This window comes from Hydrogenophaga crassostreae, assembly GCF_001761385.1.
In the GTDB taxonomy this organism is placed as follows: Bacteria; Pseudomonadota; Gammaproteobacteria; order Burkholderiales; family Burkholderiaceae_C; genus Hydrogenophaga; species Hydrogenophaga crassostreae.
In genome coordinates, this window is sequence record NZ_CP017476.1 from 1,900,252 (window position 1) to 1,915,993 (window position 15,742).

General features: G+C 60.0%; 15 protein-coding genes and 1 riboswitch. Of the genes, 1 reads left to right on the forward strand and 14 read right to left on the reverse strand.

What is annotated here, in order from left to right:
* Positions 1–24 precede the first annotated feature (24 nt).
* From LPB072_RS08810 to LPB072_RS08845, 8 genes are all read right to left on the reverse strand, one after another.
* Positions 25–630: a pilus assembly PilX family protein gene (locus LPB072_RS08810; protein WP_157559261.1), complete on the reverse strand. Its 606-nt coding sequence runs from the start codon at positions 628–630 to the stop codon at positions 25–27.
* A gap of 34 nt (positions 631–664) precedes the next feature.
* A complete protein-coding gene (locus tag LPB072_RS08815) occupies positions 665–1,693 on the reverse strand; it encodes a PilW family protein (RefSeq protein WP_157559262.1) in 1,029 nt (342 codons plus the stop codon).
* Positions 1,690–2,307 carry a type IV pilus modification protein PilV gene (gene pilV / locus LPB072_RS08820; protein ID WP_066094305.1) on the reverse strand — a complete coding sequence of 206 codons (618 nt, stop codon included), beginning with the start codon at positions 2,305–2,307 and terminating at the stop codon, positions 1,690–1,692. Before pilV ends, LPB072_RS08815 begins: the two co-directional genes overlap by 4 nt.
* Before the next feature lie 3 nt (positions 2,308–2,310).
* Entirely contained in the window at positions 2,311–2,859 is a 549-nt protein-coding gene (locus LPB072_RS08825; RefSeq protein ID WP_157559263.1) for a GspH/FimT family pseudopilin, read from the reverse strand.
* A gap of 109 nt (positions 2,860–2,968) precedes the next feature.
* Positions 2,969–3,508 (reverse strand): GspH/FimT family pseudopilin, encoded by a 540-nt coding sequence (locus LPB072_RS08830; RefSeq protein ID WP_066094311.1) that lies wholly within the window; start codon positions 3,506–3,508, stop codon positions 2,969–2,971.
* 120 nt (positions 3,509–3,628) lie between these two features.
* Positions 3,629–4,078 (reverse strand): transcriptional regulator NrdR, encoded by a 450-nt coding sequence (gene nrdR / locus LPB072_RS08835; RefSeq protein WP_066094313.1) that lies wholly within the window; start codon positions 4,076–4,078, stop codon positions 3,629–3,631.
* Between the two features lie 103 nt (positions 4,079–4,181).
* Complete coding sequence (gene glyA / locus LPB072_RS08840) at positions 4,182–5,426, reverse strand: serine hydroxymethyltransferase (RefSeq protein ID WP_066094316.1); 1,245 nt, start codon at positions 5,424–5,426, stop codon at positions 4,182–4,184.
* A 42-nt stretch (positions 5,427–5,468) separates the two neighbouring features.
* A riboswitch (ZMP/ZTP riboswitch) is annotated at positions 5,469–5,651 on the reverse strand.
* 32 nt (positions 5,652–5,683) lie between these two features.
* The gene (locus LPB072_RS08845) at positions 5,684–6,631 is read right to left on the reverse strand and encodes a lytic transglycosylase domain-containing protein (RefSeq protein WP_066094320.1); all 948 of its coding nucleotides are present in this window, start codon (positions 6,629–6,631) and stop codon (positions 5,684–5,686) included.
* A gap of 808 nt (positions 6,632–7,439) precedes the next feature.
* Here LPB072_RS08845 and LPB072_RS08850 point away from each other — a divergent pair.
* The gene (locus LPB072_RS08850; protein WP_066094323.1) at positions 7,440–10,154 is read left to right on the forward strand and encodes a DUF349 domain-containing protein; all 2,715 of its coding nucleotides are present in this window, start codon (positions 7,440–7,442) and stop codon (positions 10,152–10,154) included.
* Between the two features lie 27 nt (positions 10,155–10,181).
* Here the strand turns inward: LPB072_RS08850 and LPB072_RS08855 are convergent, their stop codons facing one another.
* From LPB072_RS08855 to LPB072_RS08880, 6 genes are all read right to left on the reverse strand, one after another.
* Complete coding sequence (locus LPB072_RS08855) at positions 10,182–11,039, reverse strand: M90 family metallopeptidase (RefSeq protein WP_066094326.1); 858 nt, start codon at positions 11,037–11,039, stop codon at positions 10,182–10,184.
* A gap of 13 nt (positions 11,040–11,052) precedes the next feature.
* Entirely contained in the window at positions 11,053–11,862 is an 810-nt protein-coding gene (locus LPB072_RS08860; protein WP_066094329.1) for a UDP-2,3-diacylglucosamine diphosphatase, read from the reverse strand.
* A gap of 25 nt (positions 11,863–11,887) precedes the next feature.
* Complete coding sequence (locus LPB072_RS08865; protein WP_066094332.1) at positions 11,888–12,394, reverse strand: peptidylprolyl isomerase; 507 nt, start codon at positions 12,392–12,394, stop codon at positions 11,888–11,890.
* Between the two features lie 4 nt (positions 12,395–12,398).
* Entirely contained in the window at positions 12,399–13,022 is a 624-nt protein-coding gene (locus tag LPB072_RS08870) for a peptidylprolyl isomerase (RefSeq protein ID WP_066094335.1), read from the reverse strand.
* Complete coding sequence (locus LPB072_RS08875) at positions 13,022–14,254, reverse strand: L,D-transpeptidase family protein (RefSeq protein WP_197508931.1); 1,233 nt, start codon at positions 14,252–14,254, stop codon at positions 13,022–13,024. The genes LPB072_RS08870 and LPB072_RS08875 overlap by 1 nt, the downstream gene beginning before the upstream one ends.
* 227 nt (positions 14,255–14,481) lie before the next feature.
* A complete protein-coding gene (locus LPB072_RS08880; protein ID WP_066094344.1) occupies positions 14,482–15,531 on the reverse strand; it encodes a nuclear transport factor 2 family protein in 1,050 nt (349 codons plus the stop codon).
* Positions 15,532–15,742: the final 211 nt, after the last annotated feature.

A 15,742-nucleotide genomic window follows, 5' to 3' on the forward strand; every position in this document is an offset into this window, starting at 1 on the left:
ACTCTCTTCTCTTTCAAATTCGGATCAAAGCGGTTGCTCTACGCCGTGAGCGGCTGTGACCGTCGGTATGCCAGGGGTCAGCACAGACTGCAGCCAGACTTCAGAGCCCGAGCTGAGGCTGCCATCGGCCGCGACAACGGCGTCGTTTGAGAGCCCTCGCGAGGTGATGAGAAATCGGTCGCCCGCCATCTGCTGAACAATGCAGGAGGGGTTGTTCTTGGTCTGGGCTGATGCCTGTACGCCGCTGCTGTTGTTCAAGGTCACCGTGATCAGGTTGGGCTCGGTGGCCGCCCACCGACTCTTGGTGTTCCATTCGGCTGTTTGCACAACCGTTGGATCATCAGAGGCCACAGCCGTGGTAAAGATTTTTGGCGTGACGAGGGGAAATTGCGGCCCCACGGTGTCGACCGTGCTGATGGCGACACGTTCGCAGTAGTGCAGGGCGGCCTCGGCTGTCTGGCGGGCAAACTGGTTGGTTCGCAAATTGTTGGAAAACTGCTCGTATGTGGCCGAATTGCGCGCAGCAATGAGTCCCGCAAAGGAGACGATCACCAGCATGATCAATGCGACGGGCAAGACGATGCCCGATGCGCGTTGGCGTTGTCTGGAATATGGGCGAAGTGGTCGCATGGCGTTGTGTCTTTGAAGCGGGAGTGGGCTGTGTCTACGAATCGTCGCTGAATGGGTTTCGGCCAGGCTCGTAGGAAGCCGGTATCCTTGGACGCATGTTGCGCAGATTGATGGTGGTCACGTAGGCGCGCCGCAGAAAACGGTCGGTGTTGGTTTGCACGGTACCGCTGCAGTCGGTGTATTGGCCAAGATCGGCGAAATCGTTGCTGCCCGGTGGAACGGGGTTGGCGGTGCGGGCCAAGAGGCAGATTCGAATCGCCGTGACGCGAGCCCAGTTGGGTATGTCGGCCACTGTGTTGCCCAGCTCAGCGTCTCCTGCATCCACGTAAGCGGTTATTTGATGCGGAACATTGGTGCCTGTGGCGCCAAATGCGTTGGTGATGCCGTAGCGGATCTGCATGTCTTCGATATTGGGTATCAAGGCTGCTGCGGCACTGAACCCGGTGCCTGCGCTGCCATCGCGACCTTTGCAGAACAAGGAAGGCACGTTGTTGGCATCGTTGGCGATGTAGTAGCGGTTGTCGGCCAGGGCGATGGGCAGGGCGCTGCCTTCGGCGGCACCGGCGACCCAATTGTTTATGCCGTTGTGGCTGCAATTGGCGGGTCTCTTTACGGGTGGGGCGCTGGAGTCGTCGGCCAACTGGCTGTTGAGCACGGTGCCTTCGTACCGAACCGCAAGTGCGTCGGGTCCGGTGCCGCTGTCACATGTCAGCGCGCTGAATGCAAGGGTGCCGCCGTTGTTGGCGCCGGCAGTACCAAAGCCGCCGTCACAGCCTCGAACCGCTGAGCCTGAAAAATTCCTTGCTCCGGTGGCGCCTATGGTGGAGTAGCCTGCCAGCCGAATTTGTTGCTGCAGGATCTCCAGTGCCAGCGAAGCATCTTCATTCATCTGGGACTCCAGCGTGCTGGAGCGAGATGTGGAGGATGTGTTGACGTAGATGATGCCAACAGCACCCATGAGAAACAGGCCGATGGTCATGGCAACCATCAGTTCCACCAGGCTGACGCCAGCCTGGTGAATTCGAGTGCGCTGCTGAAGCAGCATGGCAGTAGATTTTTTCACAGGTCCACCTTGAAATACATGCAGCTGTAAATGGCCTGCTCAGCGGTTGTCAGCGTTGACGGGCAGTTGCCTTGCCCGGCCTCGAACAAAGAGCCCGCGAACCCGACGCCGGCGGTTGCTTGTGGGTCCGTCCAGAGAATCCAGACGTCCATGTCCCGGGCTGCAGCGGTGGGGCTGCTGACCACAACCGCATCGCCGCCGGGCAGGCGGCTCGCGACGGCGTTGAGGAAGTCCTGACGGTCAAACTGCGCCACATTGGCCGCGGCCGCGGCCGCGGCCGCGTCTGTGTCTGTGGCTACGTTGGGCAGGTAGCTGGGTGTTCCAGTGGGTGCGGTGGCCGACAGGGCGATGTTGTAGTTCCCTAGGTCGTAGCCATACACGTTGACCCTGGCCCGGTCGGCGTAATCGTTGACCAGTGCCAAGCCAGTCAGGCGCAGTTGGGACGTTTTGTTGTAGCTGAAGGTGGCGCCGGACAGGCCAGCGATGCCCAGCAGACCAACCGAAACCAACAAGATGGCCACCAGCACTTCAATCAGGCTGGAGCCTGATTGACGCAAAGATGCCTGCGGGGCAGAAGCCGATGGCGAACGGGCCTTAACGGGTGCGTTGGTCATGGATCAGATGGGTCCTGTTGAAGTGGTTGCGCGACCCGTGCGGCTGATGGCAACCCGGTTGACTTTGGTCGTGGTGAGTGCGCCATAGGGCGTCACGGTGATCGTCGTTGCGGCCGAACCGAGCAGACCGCTGGGCAGGAAAATCAGGCTGGTGATGCCGCCGTCTCCCGTCATGGAAGCGGTGCCAGACACGGCTCCGTTGACTTTCAGAACGCGATCGTCCGCGTCGATGGCTTGGTCTGCATTGAGGTCGACATACAGAATCCATCCCGTGTTCCACTCGCTGGTGCCTGCACAGGCCGTCCCGTTGATGGTTGGGCAGGCAACAACCTGCCTTGACGTTTTGATCGATTCGGTGCGGGCGAGTTGCAAATCTGCGGTCAGCGCGCGGGACGCACTGTCTCTTCGCCAGTTCCGAACAAACTCGCTGTAGTTGGGGTAGGCCAATGTACCCAAAATGGCAACGATCGCAATCGTGATCATCAACTCGATCAGCGTGAAGCCTTTGACCAAGCTTGGCCGCGTCGATGGAAGGTGGTGTGAGATTTTCAATTTGCAGCTCCGTACTGCAATGTATCGGTCATTCAGGCCGTTTTTGAGGTGCGCTGACGTGCGGTTGCTTTCGAATGTCTGAGCGGTAAAAGGTATTCCTTTTTTGCCTTTAGGTTTGGTCTTCGCTGAGCCGAAGCCGTCCGATACGGTTGATGATGATACGCATCGGATGGCCTGTGCGAGGCACGACAACCAGGCTGCTCATGCCGGAAGCCATGAGGCCACTTGGCATGAAAACAAATTGTCGAACCCCGTTTGAAGACCTCAGGCTGGCGATGCCAGCCAATGGACCTGTGACGGCAATCACGGTGTCATCGGCGTCGAGCACCTTGTTGGTGTTGTCGTCTTGAAAAACCAGCCACCCGCTTGACCACTCCCTTTGAGAGGCCTCTGCACACTGTGTTCCATCGATGCTGTTGCACATGATGACGCGCCGCGTTGATTTGATTGCGGCGGCCCTGGCCAGTTGCAAGTGGCTGACGATGGCTCGCGTTGCGCTATCCCGGTGCCACTTTGCCAGCATGCCGCCCAATGTGGGCACCGCCAAGCCCAAGAGTATGGCCAATACGGCCATGGTGATGAGCAGCTCGACAAGCGTGAAGCCGCGTAACGGTGAACGTGTGCAGGCTTTTTGGTTGTATTTCAGCATCCCATACCTCCATTGTGTAAACTTTAAGTTTACTAATAATGGTTGGTATGGACTCTTAATACCTACTCAATTGTGGGTATGTAAATAACGGCAGCCATGTTGCCGCATGGACATCGCTTTTCAGCGCCGCACTTCATCCACCAGAGCCCGGAAATCATCGATGTCTTCAAAGCTTCGGTAGACGCTGGCAAAGCGGATATAGGCCACTTTGTCGAGTTTTTTTAGTTCCCGCATCACCATTTCACCAATTTTGTTGGCCTGAATCTCACGCGCGCCAAGGTTCAGCAGCTTTTCTTCTATGCGCTCGATGGCTGCGTCAACCTGCTCCATGCTGACTGGCCGTTTGCGCAACGCCAACGCGAACGAGGCATGTAGCTTGGCAGGGAGAAACTCGACGCGGCGCCCGTCTTTTTTCACCACGGTGGGAAAGTTGACCTCAGGGCGCTCGTAGGTGGTGAACCGCTTCTCGCAGTGACCGCACTGGCGGCGGCGGCGGATAAAGTCGGCATCTTCCGAGATCCGGGTCTCGACGACTTGGGTTTCCAGGTGTCCGCAAAAAGGGCATTTCATGGGATGGCCATTCTGAACGCAGTGGAAAAAAAGCCGCCCGATGGCCTGGGCGCAGTCGGGCGGCCGGTGGGTGGCGCGGGTGTTTGCCCGCAACCACCACGGATCACTTGTACACCGGGAAGCGGGCAGTCAGGGCGTTGACCTTGGCGCGCACGGCCTCGATGTTGGCCGGATCGCGCGGGTTGTCCAGCACGTCGGCGATCAGGTGGGCGGTGGCGCGGGCTTCTTCGTCCTTGAAGCCGCGGGTGGTCATGGCGGGGGTGCCGATGCGCACGCCGCTGGTGACCATGGGCTTTTCGGGGTCGTTGGGGATGGCATTCTTGTTGATCGTCATGTGGGCGCTGCCCAGCACGGCTTCGGCTTCTTTGCCGGTGATGCCCTTGGCGCGCAGGTCGACCAGCATGACGTGGCTCTCGGTGCGGCCGCTGATGATGCGCAGGCCGCGTTCGGTCAGGGTGTCGGCCACAATCTGGGCGTTTTTCAGCACTTGCTGCTGGTAGACCTTGAACTCAGGCTGGAGCGCTTCCTTGAATGCCACGGCCTTGGCAGCGATGACATGCATCAACGGGCCGCCTTGCAGGCCGGGGAAGATGGCGCTGTTGATGACCTTTTCGTGTTCGGCCTTCATCAGAATCAGGCCGCCGCGCGGGCCACGCAGGCTTTTGTGCGTGGTGGAGGTCACGACATCGGCGTGGGGCACGGGGTTGGGGTAGATGCCGGCTGCGATCAGGCCGGCATAGTGGGCCATGTCGACCATGAAGATCGCGCCCACGTCTTTGGCCACTTTGGCAAAACGCTCGAAATCGATGCGCAGGCTGTATGCCGAGGCGCCGGCGATGATGAGCTTGGGCTTGGATTCGTGGGCCTTGCGCTCCATGGCGTCGTAGTCGATGGCTTCGTTGGCGTCGAGGCCGTAGCTGACCACGTTGAACCATTTGCCGCTCATGTTCAGGGCCATGCCGTGGGTCAGGTGACCACCTTCGGCCAGGCTCATGCCCATGATGGTGTCGCCGGGCTTCAGAAAGGCGAGGAACACGGCTTCGTTGGCCGAGGCGCCGCAGTGGGCTTGCACGTTGGCGGCATCGGCCCCGAACAGTTGCTTCACACGATCGATGGCGAGTTGCTCGGCCACGTCAACATGCTCACAACCGCCGTAGTAGCGGCGGCCTGGGTAGCCCTCGGCGTATTTGTTGGTGAGCTGGGTGCCCTGCGCGGCCATGACGGCGGGCGAGGCGTAGTTTTCGCTGGCGATCAGCTCGATATGGTGTTCCTGGCGCGCGTTTTCGGCCTGGATGGCTGCAAACAACTCGGGGTCGGTTTGCTCGATGAGGATGTTGCGGTCGTACATGGTGGCAGTCCTGTGAAGACGAAAATCCCTGTGCATGTTGACAAGGGCTGCCCAGGCGAACGGCTGAACACCTTCGGGTCCAATGATCCGGAGGCGGTACGCTTCCCCGTGGTGATCTGGAGGGTAGGGCGGTCAACGCCGGTTCCAGGGGCCACGTCGGTTGCGCTCCGACGAGGCCAGAGACCGTCGTGTTGAGCGCACCTATCGCCAGTTGCGTACCGTGCTGAGTTTATCCGAGCTTGAGCCTCGGATGCGCTTCAGGAGCGAACCAGCGCGACGGTCTCGGTATCGCTCTTGGGTTTGACCACGGTGTCGACGTTGATGATGGGCTTGGGCGTCGTGAGGGTTTCGATGGCTTCGGCGCTGGGTTCTGTCAACGCGGCCGTATCCATGGATGGCGCTGCTGGCGCTTCGATCACCGGTGCAGGGCGGTAAATGGGAAACACCCTTGGCATGGGTTTGCCCAAGGCAACGCTCTGGATGCGCAGATGCTCCGCCATGACCTTGTTGATATACCCGCTGCCATCGGTCGTCACAGCACCCACGTACAAGCGCAAGCCGCCTTCGATCGATCCGGCGCGCTTGACACAATCATGCAGGACGCGGGCGCCTACGCGCAGGTTTGACACGGGGTCAAAGGCGGCCAGCCGGCCGCCGAAGTCTTCGTATTTGTCGGTATGTACCCGGGTGAGGACTTGCATCAGCCCTTGGGCGCCCACAGGGCTTTGTGCGAACGGGTTGAAGCGCGATTCGATCGCCATCACGGCCAAGAGCAACGTGGGGTCGAGTCGAACCCGCTCGCCCACTTCGAAGGCTTCCGCCACCAGAACACCAAGCGGTTCGGGCGCCACGCGGTATTTCCGGCTCAGCCAGTAAGCGACGTTGGCCTGTTGCTTGGGGAGGTTGGTGGGATGAAGGGCTGTGGCGCGCTCGGCCGCATCGGGCTCGGCCGTGATGACGGGTTCTTGCGAGGCCACCATTTCGGAGTCCTGCCGGTCTTGCAACCAGGTCAACAACTGGCGTTCGGTTTCCTGGCGCAGGTCTGGCCGCGCGCTCAAAGCAATCACCACCATGGCCAGCAGCATGCCGGTCATGGCCATGCCATTGTGGGTAAAACCGACGAAGCCGTTGTACATATCACTCAATGCCATGCGCAACGGGGACTTGGGGGCGCTCCTGCTGGCGCTGTTCAATTTGGGACTCATGCGTTTCTCCTGACGTACAAAGGGCCACTCATATCGAGCGGTTCAGTGCAAAGGGGTGTGTCTCTTGGTTCTGTGTCACTCGGCAAATGGGGCCGGAGAAATCGCGGTGGTCGGGTGTCTGCCTTTGCGCAAGATACCTCGGGTTAACCCGCAATCAGAACGAACTGGCCGGATCGTATGGGCTGTTACATGCCTAGTCAATTGTAAAAGATGAATCTTTAACAACTTTTTGATCTAAGAATTTTCGAATGAAGGGAGTGCTTTGACTTTGCTAGCGGCGAGTTGAACCCTGCATTGAGCGAAAGGCCATCACCATAATTGGGGTGCCGTTGATCGGATGCGATGGAGCTGGCCACCTTTACCTGAAGGGTGTAGCGTGTATCAATCGTATGCCTTATGTGATTGACAAACCCTATTCGTTGAGGAGGGATTTCGCTTGAGCCCTTCGGGATGCTGGCGTAAGCTCGGGCTGCCGGTTCCAGACTGGCATGAGCCAAAAGCAGTGTCTCACTGACGATGGCGCACCATAGGAGCAATCTTTTGCTCCCGGGTTGGCGAGACGAATCTCTCTTGCCATCCCAAGCTACGGCAAGGGTTTTATGCCCGCCGTCAGCCCCGGCAAGCCTTTGGTTTCGCCGGGGCTTCTTCTTTGTCGTGCGCTTTGCCTGTGTGGGCCAACAGCGGCGACAATATGCGGGTTGGCCGTTGCAGCAAACGCTGCGCCTGACCTCACTGTTGCCCTTGTTATTGGCACGTCGCTGATTTTTAATCGCAAAGCCACCCCCCAGCCCCAGTCACGGAATCTGTTGTGAATACGCCTGTTTCTCCCAAGTCCAACCTTGCCACCAACCATCCGCTGGATGAACTCACGGGCGGCGCGTTTTCGGCGCCTACCTCTGGTGAGAGGGCCGCGCGGGTGCGCGACTGGTTGGCCAAAGAACCCAGCCACGAGGAAATGAGCGAGGTGTTCAAGGAGTTGTCACAGCGCGACCGTGGGGCTGCCAAACCATTGAAGGAGAAGTTGGACGAGCACAAACGCCTGAAAGCACAAGAGGCCATTGCGGCCGACTGGGCTGCCAAAGCCCAGGGCCTGCTCGATCACCCGCGCCTCAATTTGGCGGATGCCATGGCTTGGCAGCGTGATGCTGCTCGGGCAGGCGCGCCTCTGTCTCGCGAGCCGCTGTCGAGCCTGAAGGCGTCCCTGGTTGAGCGGGTTAAAGCCATTGAAGATTTGCAGCACCGTGTGCAGGTGGAGCGCGAGTCGGCGGTGTTGATGGCACAACGTATCGAGGTGATGTCGACCAAACCCTGGCGGGATGCACAGAAGTCTGCCCCCGCTTTGGGAGAGGATGTGGCCGCCTGGCAGTTGCAGGCCAGCACACTGAGTGACGACCCCCAATGGGCCAGCGTCGAACCCAAGTTCCCACCCATGCTGGAAGGGTCGCGCAGCCAGCTTCAGGTTGTCTGGGACGCATTTGAAGCAGCGTTGGCGCAAGCCGTGGCGGCGGAAAGCGATCCTCAGGCGCCGTTGCCGGCGGTCCCTGTTTGGGCCGATGAATTGCGTGTTGCACGCGGCGAGCCTGCTGCAGCCCTGGCGCAAAAATCCGAGCGCGATGGCAAGGCTTCCCAAGAGCACCGGGCCCAGGTTATGGCCGAATTCGAGCGAGCGATCGTGGTGCTGGAGCGGGAAGTGGCCGAAGGCCATGGCAAGGCCACGCCCAAGGCTGCGGCCGATGTGCGCAATGTGGTCAAAACCCACAGCCGCTTGATTGGCCCCGAGCAAGAGGCCCGTGCACACGCGGCACTCAAGGAGGCGGGCGACCTTGGCGACTGGCAACGCTGGCGCGCCGACCAATTGCGTGAAGAGCTGGTGGCAAAGGCTGAGGGTTTGCTGCAAGCGCCGGAAGGCCAGCGCCTGGGCGGTCGAAAAATGCAGGAAACGTTGCGAAACCTGCGCGACCAGTGGAAGACCACCGACCAGGGCGGATTGCCCAATCACGCCCTGTGGAAGCGCTTCGATGAGGCCTGCACGGCGGCTCACAAGCTGGTTGAAACCTGGCTCGTTCAGGTGCGTCAGCAGGCGGATGAGCACAAAGCGCAGCGCATGGCGATCATTGACGAACTCAAGGCCTGGACCCAAGCCCATGCGGACAATACCGACTGGAAATCCCAGGTTCGCGAGTTGCATGCGTTCTCTGAGCGTTGGCGTGGTGCGGGCCATTTGAGCGAAAAGGCGTTTGCCGAATTGCAGCCACTCTGGAAAACGGCCATGTCTGCCGCACATTCGGGGCTTGAGACGGCCCAGAAGCAAAGTGTTGAGCGGCGCCGCGCGCTGATTGAAGAGGCAACCGTCATGGGCGCTGCACCTCAGTTGCGCATCGATGCCGTCAAGGCTCTGCAGCAGCGTTGGCAAGCGGAAGCGCATGCCGTACCGCTGGATCGCAAACAAGAGCAAAAGCTTTGGGAAGCATTCCGCCAGCCCATTGATGAAGCGTTTTCTCGCAAGAGCAGTGAACGCGAGCGTGCCGCCACGGAACTCAATGAGCACGATCAGCGGGTGTTGGTGGCTTCGAAAGCCCTGGATGCTGCCACTGCAACCGAAGATGCCCAAGCTATTCGAGCGGCCATGGATGCACTGGACAGCGCACTGCGTGGTCAGGCCGAAGCCCGTGCCGCGACACCGGCTCCTGCTCCCGTTCCCGCGGCAGTGCCAGCAGCTGCCTCCGATGGCACACAGCCGGATGCACCCGGCGAACTGCAAAGTGAGCCTCAAGGCGATACGGCTGACGCACCTGTTGAAGGGCCTGCCGAGGGCGTTGTGACAGCTTCGCCTGAAGCCCCGCCAGCGCCCAAGCCAGCCCCGGTCAAAAAAGTGGTTGCCGTGCGTGGCGACGACCGTCCGGGTATGAAGAAGGCCGAGCCTGCGGGTCGCGATGATCGTCGGGGCAGTGGCCGCGATGCGCGCAATGGGCCTGGCGCTGGGCGCGGTGGCCCTGGCCGTGGTGGCGCCGAAAGTGGGCGTTGGGGTGACCGGCCGGACCGGGAGTCCCGTGGTCCCATGGCTCCCCGTCTGGGGGATACGGCTTTTCGGGCTCAACGCAATGCTGTGGAGCACGCCGAAGCGGCGCTGCGCAAGCTGGCAGCGCAGGCCCACGGCGAAGTCTTGACCCAGCTGTTCAAGGCCTGGGAAGAGCGTGATGTTGAGCAGTTGCCAACGGCGCAGGCTTTGGGTTCACGGGTGAATGCAGCAACGCGTGGCGCCTGGAGTCAAAGCCTGTCAGTCGCCCCTGGCAAGGCCTCGCCGGAGACCTTGTTGCGCCTGGAAATGGCCGCCGAAACGCCCACGCCTGCCGAGTTCCTGAGTGAGCGGCGCATGTTGCAACTGCAATTGCTCACCCGTCGCAACGATCCCGCGCCGGCTGAAACCTGGTCACAAGACGTGGCCAAGGTGTTGGCTGGTGGGTATGACGCGGCAGTGGCCAGGCGTTTGCAAACCGTGTTGAAGGTGTTGCTGAAGCGTTGAGCGCCTCATGCGAAGTGGCCCTGGACTTCACCTGTTCAGGGCTTCGGGTTTGAAGAAGCTGTCATAAAGCGCAAGGAGCGAGGGAAACTCCTGTTCAAAGCGCTGCCTGTTGACGAAGTATGCCTCGCAGGTCACCGCGAAAAACTCACCTGGCTGAGTCGCGCCATAGGCATCGAGCCACGGTTTGTCCGCCCCAAAGCGCTCCGACATGTTCAAAGCCTCTTTGAAGGCCTCAAAGGCGGTGTTCATGGTTGCCTGCCAGTGGGCTCTTGCTGGCGCGCCTTTCAGAGACCCCAGGCACGCATTGCTCCAGTCGGGGGCTCCATCTGCTGTTTGGCCCCGGGTCGTGCCGCGCATGTCCATTTTGTGGACAAACTCATGAATGACCACGTTGCTGCCAGCCTCGGCCGCCCATGGCGCGCGCGCGACTTCGGCCCAACTCAGCATCACCGGCCCGCCTTGCATGGCTTCGCCGGCAAGGGTTTCGCGGTAGTGGTGCACCACGCCGCTGGCATCGGTTACTTTGCGCTTGGCAACGGCAGCGTCGGGTTGCACGACGATGCCGACAAAGTCGTCATACCAATCGAGCGAATGCCATGGTTTGCTTTGAAGGTCGGGTTGCCCGGGGCCGGGCAGGTGCAACAGTGGCAGGCAGGCCTGAGCGGCGATGCTCAGCGCCATGGCATCGGTGACAACCAGGTTGTGTGCACCGTAGAAGGCTTTCTCCAGCAGGAAGTGGCGACAGAGGCGCTCAAGCCGTTTGAGTTCGGGCATCGACAGGTTGCGCAAGAACGGCTGGGCTTCGACCGTGGCCCGCCACACGGGCTCAGGTAACGCGGGCATACGCCGCCAGCCACGCGGCAGCCATTGCTGCAATAGGTTCATGGTGCGCCGGTTTTCAAATGGCGATGCGGCGAAGCCCTTGCAAATCCCAGCGCAGCACCTCCGCACGGGGGGGGGTTGCGGAGGCATCCCAGTCGCTGAGAACCATTCGCTCCAATCCAGAGCCAAGGTCGTGGACGTCAGGGCGGTGGGTATGACCGTGAATCAAGACCGTGGCATTGACTGCATTGAGCCATTGGCGGGCGGCCGTGGAATCGACGTCGGCCCATGTAGCGGTGTCTTGCCCGCTGGCCATTTTTTTTGCTTCGCTTTGTTCACGCAACTGTCGTGTGATGGCCAGACGCTCTTTCAGCGGTCGCGAGAGAAACCGGGCTTGCCATTCGGGGCTGCGGACCATCGACCGAAAGGACTGGTATTCGGTGTCATCCAGGCACAGCGCGTCGCCATGGGTGAGCAGGCAGCGCTTGCCATGCATTTCAAGCAGCGTGGGATCGGCCAACTCGGACATGCCAGCGGCAGACATGGCATCAGATCCAAGCAGGAAGTCCCGGTTGCCATGCATGAAAAAGATGGGTCGATGGGTGCTGTGAGTCTTCAGCAGATCAACGCAAGTTTGGGCGAAATCACGGGCTTCAGAGGGCGCTTCAGCTTGAAGCAGATCATCGCCAGCCCATACCTCAAAAAAATCACCAAGGATGACCAATGCATCGGCGTGGGCGGTCAGCGGACGCTGCATGAAGGCACGCCAGCGCTCAAAGGTCGCGGGTTCGGCGCTCTGCAAATGAAGGTCGGAAATGAAATCGACCGCTTGCCACGGGGCGGGTGCGCGCCAGGGAGTCAAGCGGTCGACTGCGGTATCGGTCATGCGTTCGGGGTCGATGACCCCAAGCTCAGATCGCGACGGCTTTTTCGATAACGACGTCTTCCATCGGCACGTCGTCATGGAAGCCTTTGCGGCCCGTGGCGACGCCTTCGATCTTCTTGACAATGTCGGTCCCGTCCACGACCTTGCCGAACACGGCGTAGCCCCAGCCCTGAGCGTTGGTGGCGGTGTGGTTCAGAAAGCCATTGTTTGCGACGTTGATGAAAAACTGGGCACTGGCCGAGTGGGGGTCACTCGTTCGGGCCATGGCCACAGTGTAGAGATCGTTCTTCAGGCCGTTGTTGGCTTCGTTTTGAATCGGGGGATCGGTGGGCTTTTGATTCATGCCCGGCTCGAATCCGCCGCCTTGCGCCATGAAGCCAGGTATCACGCGGTGGAAAACGGTGTTGTTGTAGTGTCCCTTGTTGACATACGACAGGAAGTTGGCGGCCGACAGAGGTGCTTTTTCTGCGTCGAGTTCGAGGGTGATGACGCCATGGTTGGCGATGTGCAGTTCAACTTTTGGGTTGGCCATGGTGTTATTTCTCCAGAGTGGCTTTGAGGATGGTGACGGGTTGCATGGGCACGTTTTGATTCATGCCTTTGTTAGCGACTGGAACGGTTTTGATTTTGTCGACCACGCCCATGCCATCAACCACCTTGCCGAATACGGCGTAGCCGTGGCCATCAGGACTCGGTGCGTTGAGCGCATCGTTGTCGACTACATTGATAAAGAACTGGGCGGTAGCCGAGTTGGGGTTGGCGGTCCGGGCCATGGCAACGGTGCCTTTGTTGTTCTTCAGGCCATTGCTGGCTTCCAGAGGAATGGGGCCTCGGGTCGCTTTTTGCTTCATGTCAGCGTCAAAACCGCCACCCTGGATCATGAAGTTGTTTATCACCCGATGGAATACCGTGCCGTCGTAGTGTTTGTCTTGTACATATTGGACAAAATTTTCTACTGACTTGGGTGCTTTGGTCGCGTCGAGTTCGAGCACGATATCGCCCATTGACGTGGTCAGGCGCACCCTGGGCTGGGTTGCGCTGTCGGCGGCTTGGGCCGCAAACGGCAGGGCGCAGGCTGTCAAACCGGCGAGCAGCACGGCACCAAGGTGGCGGCGCACGAGCGAGCCTATCGGGGCTTGTTTTGCAAGGGTTTTGGGCATCAAACCGTTCCTTCGTTGAAAATTTTCCATTCGTTGCCTTCCAGCATCCAGTATTGGCGCTTGGTCATGCCACGGGTTTTGCCCACGGGAACTTCACCAAACGTCACGACCATGGTGTCGTCCTTGTCGCGCCAGTTCAGGACCGAGAGGTCTTTGAGTTCGAGGTCTCGTGATCCCAGTGTGCGCACCTCCCCCTCGATCTGTGGCCACCATTCGGCCAGCTTCTGACCTTGGTTGTCAAAGCGGGACGAGTAGAACGTTTTGAGCTGGTCCAGATTGCCCTGACTCTTCAAGGTGCGCCAGGCTTCCAGCGTCTTCTCAAATTTGTCACGCTCAGCCGTCAGAGCCTCAGGAGCGACCCAGCGCAGTTCGGTGGCGATCACCACTGGGGTGGTTCGAATCTTGACTTTGCCCAGCAGCGTTTCCAGATCTTGGTTGGACAGCACCACACAGCCTTCGGAGGCCTGAGGGGAGCGTGCAAACTGTTCCGATGGCGAGCCATGGAGCCATATCCCACTACCGGTTTTACCGCGCTGCAAATCAAGCGCGTTGGGGTAGTTGATCGGCAAAGCGCCTGAACCGTACAGATCGGGCAGCTTGGCGGCATCCAGGCTGCTGGTGATGTAGTAGACGCCAACCGGTGTGCGCAAATCGCCTTCCGACGTTTTGTCGACGCCTGACTGGCCTACGGAGATGTAGTAGTCACCGACCAGCTTCATTTGGGAGGCTGTGGACTTCCCATCCCCTCGGGTGTTCTCGAAGAGATAGAGGCGAGAGCGCGAAGCATCGACAGCAATCGCATGCCTGCTTTGGGTCGACAAACCCAGGAACTGGGATGGAACACTGTTTTCCGGCGGGCGCTCCGTCAATGCCAGCAACCGGCGACGCGATTGTTCACGCAACACTTCGAGCTGCTCGGTCGCAGCGATGGCCTTGGTATCTGGCACATCACCCAACTGGCGAACAGGGCGCGTATAGACGCTCAGCAAATCTCCGAGAACGAGGTTGGCCAGGTGAAAGTTGGGGTAGTCACTGACCAGCGATTCGGCTTCTTTGAGCGCCTCATGGCGTTCGGCCTGGCTGATCAATTGGTAGATACGAATCAGGCGCGCTTCCGCTTGTCCGAGCAGCGGCAGCGATTGTTCCAGAGCAGCGCTGGACAGCGATCGGTGCACCAGTCCCGAGCTTGTCGTACCGTCTTCCAGCTCGGGTAAAACGGTGTTCATAACCATGGACGCGGCGGAAGAAACCGGATTCGAAGCCGCCGAGGCAGACGCCATGGCGTCGAGAGAGGATTCGGACGAGGTGCGGCCGAAGCACGAAGTGAAGAGAAACAGGACGACGCCAGACGCCGCCAATCCAGCCAGAACCAGGGCCAGGCGACGTGGCGATACGCCAGCCACCGAGGAATAGGTCGATATGCTGGCGTGGCCTTTTTGAAAGAACCGCCGACCGACCATCAGGATCCTGTGGCCTCACGAACGATCAACCAGCGGCCGCCGCTCTTGACCATGTCAAGAGTCTTGCGGCTGGTCACATTGAATGTGTCAGAGGCGTAGTCTTGCCGGAATTGAGCCGTGGCGCGGTCACCATTGATGGTTACCGTCATATCGCTGATACCCACTTCAATGCGTGAACGCGGCACGATGCGGGCTTTGCGCTCGGCTTCCCAGCTTTTGCGCGATTGACCGTCGTTGGGCGTGAAGTTGGGTGCGTAGGCGCCCAGATAGGAAGACATGTTGCGCGAAGACCATGCGCTGGCCCAGGCTGTCACAGCGGATTCCACATCGGCCGTGGCATCGCCGGCGGGTTGTGTGGCTGCAGCGGCGGGTGCCGGTGCCGGCGCCTTGGTTGCGGCCACGGGAGCCGGGGCAGGGGCGGGAGCCGCAGCTGGTGCAGCAGCCGTGGGGCGTGCGCCTTTGGCATCTGCGACAAACAGGTTGCGGATCAGGCTCAGTTTTGGGGCGACTGCGGTATTGGTTGCGTCGAGCTGCAAGGCTTTGCTATAGGCTTGGCTGGCCAGCTTGGCATACACATCACCCAGGTTCTCGTGGGCGGTGGCGTAGCTGGGGTTGGTTCGGATGGCCATCTCAAGGGCGGCGCGGGCTTTGTCAAACTGACTCTGGCCTGCATACAGCACAGCCAGGTTGTTGTAAGGCTCCGGCAGTTCGGGGAAGTCTTCCGTGAGCTTGGAGAAGGTGGCAATGGCGTCGCTGGGCTTGCCGCCTTCAGACTGGATGACGCCCTTGAGGAAGCGCATCTGAGGATCTCGAGGCTTGCCCGCCAGATAGGTATCAACTTTGGTCAGCGCGTCGGTCATTTGTCCTGCTCGCATGAGGCGGTTGACTTCTGCGTAGTCATCGCTCTGAGCCATGACCATGGAGGTGCCCATCGCTGCCGCGATTGCCACCGACAGAGCCAGCAGGCGCAGCGGGTTGCTGACCGCAGTTCTGGCGCCGCCACGGAGGTTTTCAGGCAGGGCGGAGAGGGATTGTGCTGGTTGGAACATGGGACCTCAATATGGCGAAAAGCGGATCGTCCGAGCAACTCGGATGCGGCATAAAACAGAAATATAGCGCGTAAAAGCGCGAACGAGCTCAGGCAGTGGCTGGCTATACTGATGGATTGTATCTGAGGGGGTAAGTCCAAGGACCGCCCTGATCGCCCATTGTTTCGCCTGAGCGTTGACCAAATTGTGCTTTTTGTGCAACAGCGTGGTT

Coding starts and splice junctions, on each gene's coding strand:
- LPB072_RS08870 (WP_066094335.1), bottom strand. CDS start 13,022: ATGCCCAAAACCCTTGCAAAACAAGCCCCGATAGGCTCGCTCGTGCGC.
- LPB072_RS08855 (WP_066094326.1), bottom strand. CDS start 11,039: ATGAACCTATTGCAGCAATGGCTGCCGCGTGGCTGGCGGCGTATGCCC.
- glyA (WP_066094316.1), bottom strand. CDS start 5,426: ATGTACGACCGCAACATCCTCATCGAGCAAACCGACCCCGAGTTGTTT.
- nrdR (WP_066094313.1), bottom strand. CDS start 4,078: ATGAAATGCCCTTTTTGCGGACACCTGGAAACCCAAGTCGTCGAGACC.
- LPB072_RS08845 (WP_066094320.1), bottom strand. CDS start 6,631: ATGAGTCCCAAATTGAACAGCGCCAGCAGGAGCGCCCCCAAGTCCCCG.
- LPB072_RS08880 (WP_066094344.1), bottom strand. CDS start 15,531: ATGTTCCAACCAGCACAATCCCTCTCCGCCCTGCCTGAAAACCTCCGT.
- pilV (WP_066094305.1), bottom strand. CDS start 2,307: ATGACCAACGCACCCGTTAAGGCCCGTTCGCCATCGGCTTCTGCCCCG.
- LPB072_RS08830 (WP_066094311.1), bottom strand. CDS start 3,508: ATGCTGAAATACAACCAAAAAGCCTGCACACGTTCACCGTTACGCGGC.
- LPB072_RS08810 (WP_157559261.1), bottom strand. CDS start 630: ATGCGACCACTTCGCCCATATTCCAGACAACGCCAACGCGCATCGGGC.
- LPB072_RS08875 (WP_197508931.1), bottom strand. CDS start 14,254: ATGGTTATGAACACCGTTTTACCCGAGCTGGAAGACGGTACGACAAGC.
- LPB072_RS08865 (WP_066094332.1), bottom strand. CDS start 12,394: ATGGCCAACCCAAAAGTTGAACTGCACATCGCCAACCATGGCGTCATC.
- LPB072_RS08860 (WP_066094329.1), bottom strand. CDS start 11,862: ATGACCGATACCGCAGTCGACCGCTTGACTCCCTGGCGCGCACCCGCC.